This window comes from Clavibacter sp., assembly GCF_014802555.1.
Classification (GTDB): Bacteria; Actinomycetota; Actinomycetes; order Actinomycetales; family Microbacteriaceae; genus Clavibacter; species Clavibacter sepedonicus.
In genome coordinates this window covers 1-5,404 of sequence record NZ_JAAVCB010000068.1, presented here as the reverse complement: position 1 = coordinate 5,404, position 5,404 = coordinate 1, and the positions used below count along the sequence as shown (strand labels likewise).

The window sequence follows — 5,404 nt, the reverse complement described above, 5'->3', positions numbered from 1 at the left end:
CGGTCGGCACGGACGCGGCGCGACGGGTCGGCGGCCGACGGCGTGCGCGGATGCGGTGCGTGCGTCATGGGACCTCGGGCTGCGGCTTGGACGGGAGGGGCACGAGGCTACGGGCCGCGCGGATCCGGCGTCTCGGCTCCTGCACATGCGGCCGCGCGGATGGGGTGCGACGGGATGGCCGCGCCGCGCCGGCCCGGGCGTCCGCGCGCCCTACGCTCGGCCCATGACCCCCACCCGTCCCACCCGTCCGACCTGTCCGGCCGGCTCCTCGCGCCCGGCTCGCCGCGCACGCCGTCTCGTCTCGGTGGCGGTGGGAGCGGCCGCGCTCCTGGCCGTCGTCGTCGGATCCCTGCCGGCCGCCGCGGCGGCGCCGTTCCAGGTCGTCGGGTACGCGGAGGGCGGATCCACGCCGGTGTCGCGCCTCGACGCGAGCGCCGCCGCGCTCACCTCCGTGGTGGTCGACGGGGTCAACGTCACGTCGGACGGCCGCGGCGTCGCCGCCCCGTCCCCCGAGGCGATCGCGCTCCTCCGCCAGGCGCACGCGCGCGGCGAGCGGGTCGAGCTGCTGGTGGGCAACTACGACGAGGCGCTCGGCGACTTCTCGCCGGGCATCGCGGACGCGCTTCTGGGATCCACCGCGAACGTCGACCGGGTGGTGCAGCAGCTCGCCGCCGAGGTCGGCACGCGCGGCTGGGACGGCGTCACGGTCGACCTCGAGAGCCTCTCCGGCGCGCACCCCGCCGGCCTCACCCGGCTCGTGGCGGGGCTGAAGGCCGCGCTCGGATCCGCGCGCAGCGTCTCCGTCTGCCTCATGGCGACCACGGGCGACTACCGCCCGCTCGGCTACGACCTCCCGGCGCTCGGCCGCGCCGCCGACCACGTGGTGCTCATGGCCTACGACCAGCACGGGCCGACGTGGTCCGCCGCGGGGCCCGTCGGCGGGATGCCGTGGGTGAAGGCCGCGCTCGTGCCGGTGCGGAAGGCGGTGCCGGCCGCGCGGATCCAGCTCGGCATCGCGGGCTACGGCTACACCTGGCCGCGCACCGGCGAGGGGCGGCAGCTCTCCGACCAGGGCGCGCGCGACCTCGTGGCCTCTCAGGAGCGCACGGCCGTGTGGAGCGCGCAGCAGCAGGAGTGGCGTGCGACCCTGCGCGACGGCACCGTCGTGTGGTGGTCGGATGCGCGCTCGTACGACGCGCGCGTGGCGCTCGCCGAGCAGCTGGGGCTCGGCGGGGTGGCGGTGTGGTCGCTCGGGCTGTCGGATCCGCTGACGCGATGACGCGAGGGGTGGGGACCGGCGGCGCGGGGCCGGCCGGGGTCTGGCGCGTGCGGGAGCTGCGGCTCGAGCGGATCCACCGGGAGGTCGCCGTGCGGATCGCGGGCGGTCGCGTGACGCTCGCCGACCCCGCCGACGAGGTCCTCGGCCGCCTCGACCTCAGCATCAGCGACGGCGTGGTCGACCGGCACGTGCACCTCGGGCTCGTCGACCGCGCGGCGCTCGCCGGGTCGCCGGTCACGGCCGTGGTCGACCTCGGATGGGATCCGGCGGAGATCGCCCGCATCGCCGCCCGGCCGCCGACCGGAGTGGACGTCCGCTACGCGGGCCCGTTCCACACCGCTTTGGGCGGTTACCCCTCGGACCGCGCGTGGGCGCCGTCCGCCGCGGTGCGCGAGGTGGCGCGCGCGGAGGACGCGGCCGCCGCCGTCGCGGAGGCGCGGGCGGGCGGATCCGGGGCGGTGAAGATCGTGCTGCACGACGGCGGCCAGCTCCTCGCCGACGGCGTGCTCGCCGCGCTGGTCGACGCGGCGCACGACGCCGGGCTGCCGGCGGCCGTGCACGCGGAGGGCGCGGGGCAGGCGGCACGCGCGATCCGGGCGGGCGCCGACGTGCTCGTGCACGTGCCGTGGACCGAGCGGCTCGACGACGCCACGCTGCGCGCGTCCGCGACGCGGGACGTCCTCTGGATCTCGACCCTGGCGATCCACGACGGCGCCGACCTCGCGACGGCCCTCGACAACGCGCGGCGCTACGTGGCGCTCGGGGGACGGGTCGCCTACGGCACCGACCTCGGCAACGGCGACCTCCCGGTGGGGCTGAACGCGCGGGAGGTCGAGCTGCTCGGCGAGGTCGGGCTGCGGGGCCCGGCGCTGCTCGAGGCCGTGCTGGGCAGCGCGCCCGGCGTCATCGCGCATGGGCTGGCGAGCCCGGATCCGCTGCCGTCGTCCGTCGAGGCCACCGCGGCTCAGCTGGTCGCCTGGCTGCGCGGGGCGCACCGGCTGGGGCCCGCGGACCTGCCCGGCTGAGGGACCGATGCGTCCGGGTGGGGGCGCGGCCCGGCCGACGGCCAGGGCATGCGCCTAGGGTGAGGCATCCCCTGGACCTCGGGCCGCACGGATCCATCTCCCGTGCGCACGACGGAGAGCACGCTCTCCGCGACCCTCCCGCCCCTCCGGGCGGGCGCCGCACGTCGGCGTCCTGTCATCGGAGCGCGCCGGATCCACCCGCTGCCCCAGGACCCCCCATGACGCGCATCTCCGAGCTCCTGCTCCCCGCCCTCTCCCTCCCCGGCGTCGCCGCCCGCGTGGGGGAGTTCCTCTACCGGCGGGCGGACGCGTCCGGCGACATCCACCCGGACGACGCCGCCCGCGGCACGGTCGAGGGTCCGGATTCCGACCGGATCGCGGTCGTCGGCGAGACCGGCATGATCAGCCTGGGCGTCCGCACCCACCAGATCTCGCTCCCCGCGTTCCTCGCCCGGCACCACGCGACGCGGACGGGACGCGGCGTCGACTGGTCCATCGCCCCCCTGCCGAGCTCGCGCCTCCGCGAGGCGCCGGCCGTGATCGCGCGTGCCGAGGGCGACCTCGCAGGGGCGGACGCCGTCGTGCTCCTCGCCGGGATCACCGACGTGCTGCGCGTCACCTCCACCCGCGCGTGGAGGCGGCACATGCGGGGCGCGCTCGACGCGCTGCGGGTGCACGTGCCGGGGGAGGCGTGGATCCTCGTGGCCGACATCCCGCCGCTCGACAACGCCGGGAGCCTCTCGCGGCCGGCGCGCGTCGCCGCGGGCGCCCATGCGCAGGCCCTCAACCGGCACACCCGCGAGGTCGTGGACGGCCTGCCGTTCACCCGCGCGGTCACGTTCCCCGATGAGCTCACGCGCGCGCTGTGGCGACCGGAGGGGGAGGAGAGCCGGTACCAGCGCACCTACCGCTCGTGGGGCGCGCACCTGTCGGAGGCGCTCGTCGACGCGCGCGGCGGGGTCTCGGCTGCCGGTGCTCCCGCCGCCTGATCACCGACCCGGCTTGTCGTCAGTGATGAGGTGAGGCTAACCTCACCTATCGTGACCTCCCTCGCCTCGACCGCTCCCATCGCGCGCGCCGGGAACCGGGATCCGGTGCCGGGATCACCCGCCGCCTCCGCCCTCGAGGCCCGCGACATCACGGTCGCGTACGGCGACACGGAGGTCGTGCACGGCGCCGGGCTCGAGATCCGGCCGGGCTGCGTCACGGCGCTCGTCGGCCCGAACGGCAGCGGCAAGTCGACGCTGCTGCGCACGATGGCGCGGCTCCAGGCGGCGCGCTCCGGTTCGCTCGTGCTGCGCGAGGAGAGCACCGGCGGCGCTGGCGAGCACGAGTCCGACGCCCTCGACCTCTCCCTCCGCCGCTTCGCGCGCCGCGTCGCCCTCCTCACCCAGGGCCGCCCGACGCCCGGCGGCCTCAGCGTCCGCGACGTCGTCGAGTTCGGTCGCTACCCGCACCGCGGCCGCTTCGGCGGGGCGGATCCCGAGGGCCGCGCCGCCGTGGATCGCGCGCTCGACCTCACGGGCCTCGCCGCCCTCGCCGACCGCGGCGTCGACCAGCTCTCCGGCGGCCAGCTCCAGCGCGTCTGGCTCGCGAGCTGCCTCGCCCAGGAGACGGGCGTGCTGCTCCTCGACGAGCCCACCACGTACCTCGACCTCCGCTACCAGGTCGAGCTCCTCGACCTGGTGCGCGACCTCGCCGACGACGCATCGATCGCCGTCGGCGTCGTCCTCCACGACCTCGATCAGGCCGCCGCGCTCGCCGACACCGTCGCGCTGCTCTCCGACGGCCGGATCGTCAAGACCGGCACCCCATCCGAGGTGCTGACCCCCGACCTCCTCACCGAGGTCTACGGCATCCCCGTCGAGGTCCACGCGGACCCGACGACGGGCAGCCTGCGCACCCGCGCGGTCGCCCGCCACCACCACAGGAACGAGAGGCTCCACCCGTGATCACGAGACGACGAACCCTGGCGATGACCGCCCTCGCCGCCGCGACAGCGCTCACGCTGACCGCATGCGGCACGACCGAGGAGGCGTCCACCGGCGCCGGCGCGACGCCGGCCGGCGAGCAGATCACGCTGACCGACGGCACCGGCGCGGAGGTCACGCTCGACGGGCCCGCGACGAAGGTCGTCGGCACCGAGTGGAACGTCGTGGAGAACCTCGTGTCGCTGGGCGTGGATCCCGTCGGCGTCGCGGACGTCGCGGGCTACTCCGCGTGGTCCTCGGCCGTGCCGCTCGTGAACGAGCCCGCCGACATCGGCACGCGCGGCGAGCCGAGCGTGGAGACCATCGCGTCGCTCGCGCCCGACCTCATCGTCGCGACCACCGACCTGCCGGCCGACGCGATCACGCAGCTCAAGGCCATCGCGCCCGTGCTGCAGGTGGAGTCCGCGGACGGCAGCAAGCAGATCCAGCAGAGCGAGGACAACCTCGAGCTCATCGCGAAGGCGACGGGCACGGAGGACAAGGCGACCGAGGTCATCGGCGCCTACGACCAGGCCGTCACGGACGCCAAGGCGAAGCTCGACGCGGCCGGGCTCGCGGGATCCAAGTTCCTCTTCGCGGACGCCTACGTGGACGCCGGCGCGGTCACCATCCGCCCCTTCGGGAAGGGCTCGCTCATCGGCGACGTCACGACCGAGCTCGGCCTCGAGAACGCGTGGACGGGCGAGGTCGACCCCGCCTACGGACTCGGATCCACCGACGTCGAGGGCCTCACGACCATCGGCGACGTGCAGTTCCTCTACAACTCCAACTCCACGCAGGGCGACGACCCGTTCGCGTCCACGCTCGCGGGCAACGCCGTCTGGAAGTCGCTCCCGTTCGTGACGGCGGGCGACGTGCACCGCATGCCCGACGGCATCTGGGCGTTCGGCGGCCCGGCGTCGATGACGGCGTACGCGAAGGCCGTGTCCGACCTGCTGGCCGGCTGACCCGCGCGCTCCCGATGACCGCTCCCGTCCGCACCGCGCCCCCGTCGGCCGACGCGCCTCCCGCGTCCGCCGCCGCGGCGGCGATGCCGGATCCCGTCCCGTCGCTGGCCGCCGTCGCGCGCGCCGACGGGGCCGGCCGGATCCCGGTGCGGGCGGTCGCGG

At 76.2% G+C, this 5,404-nt stretch carries 5 protein-coding genes; all 5 read left to right on the top strand.

The annotated features are described in order from the left end of the window. The first annotated feature begins 223 nt into the window (after positions 1-223). The 5 genes from HDR73_RS07625 to HDR73_RS07605 all read left to right on the top strand — a co-directional run bounded on the left by HDR73_RS07625 (position 224) and on the right by HDR73_RS07605 (position 5,242). A complete protein-coding gene (locus HDR73_RS07625; protein ID WP_223842691.1) occupies positions 224-1,279 on the top strand; it encodes a glycosyl hydrolase family 18 protein in 1,056 nt (351 codons plus the stop codon). Then, positions 1,276-2,304 carry an amidohydrolase family protein gene (locus HDR73_RS07620; protein ID WP_012297792.1) on the top strand — a complete coding sequence of 343 codons (1,029 nt, stop codon included), beginning with the start codon at positions 1,276-1,278 and terminating at the stop codon, positions 2,302-2,304. The genes HDR73_RS07625 and HDR73_RS07620 overlap by 4 nt, the downstream gene beginning before the upstream one ends. A 218-nt stretch (positions 2,305-2,522) precedes the next feature. Then, on the top strand, positions 2,523-3,293 hold the full coding sequence (locus tag HDR73_RS07615; protein ID WP_012297793.1) for an SGNH/GDSL hydrolase family protein: 771 nt from the start codon (positions 2,523-2,525) through the stop codon (positions 3,291-3,293). A gap of 51 nt (positions 3,294-3,344) precedes the next feature. Then, positions 3,345-4,256 (top strand): ABC transporter ATP-binding protein, encoded by a 912-nt coding sequence (locus HDR73_RS07610; RefSeq protein ID WP_041464297.1) that lies wholly within the window; start codon positions 3,345-3,347, stop codon positions 4,254-4,256. Next, positions 4,253-5,242 carry an iron-siderophore ABC transporter substrate-binding protein gene (locus HDR73_RS07605; RefSeq protein WP_012297795.1) on the top strand — a complete coding sequence of 330 codons (990 nt, stop codon included), beginning with the start codon at positions 4,253-4,255 and terminating at the stop codon, positions 5,240-5,242. Before HDR73_RS07610 ends, HDR73_RS07605 begins: the two co-directional genes overlap by 4 nt. Positions 5,243-5,404 lie beyond the last annotated feature (162 nt).

What these genes read in the sequence shown, in the direction of transcription:
- HDR73_RS07615 (WP_012297793.1), top strand. Translation starts at nt 2,523, where the DNA reads ATGACGCGCATCTCCGAGCTCCTGCTCCCCGCCCTCTCCCTCCCCGGC.
- HDR73_RS07625 (WP_223842691.1), top strand. Translation starts at nt 224, where the DNA reads ATGACCCCCACCCGTCCCACCCGTCCGACCTGTCCGGCCGGCTCCTCG.
- HDR73_RS07620 (WP_012297792.1), top strand. Translation starts at nt 1,276, where the DNA reads ATGACGCGAGGGGTGGGGACCGGCGGCGCGGGGCCGGCCGGGGTCTGG.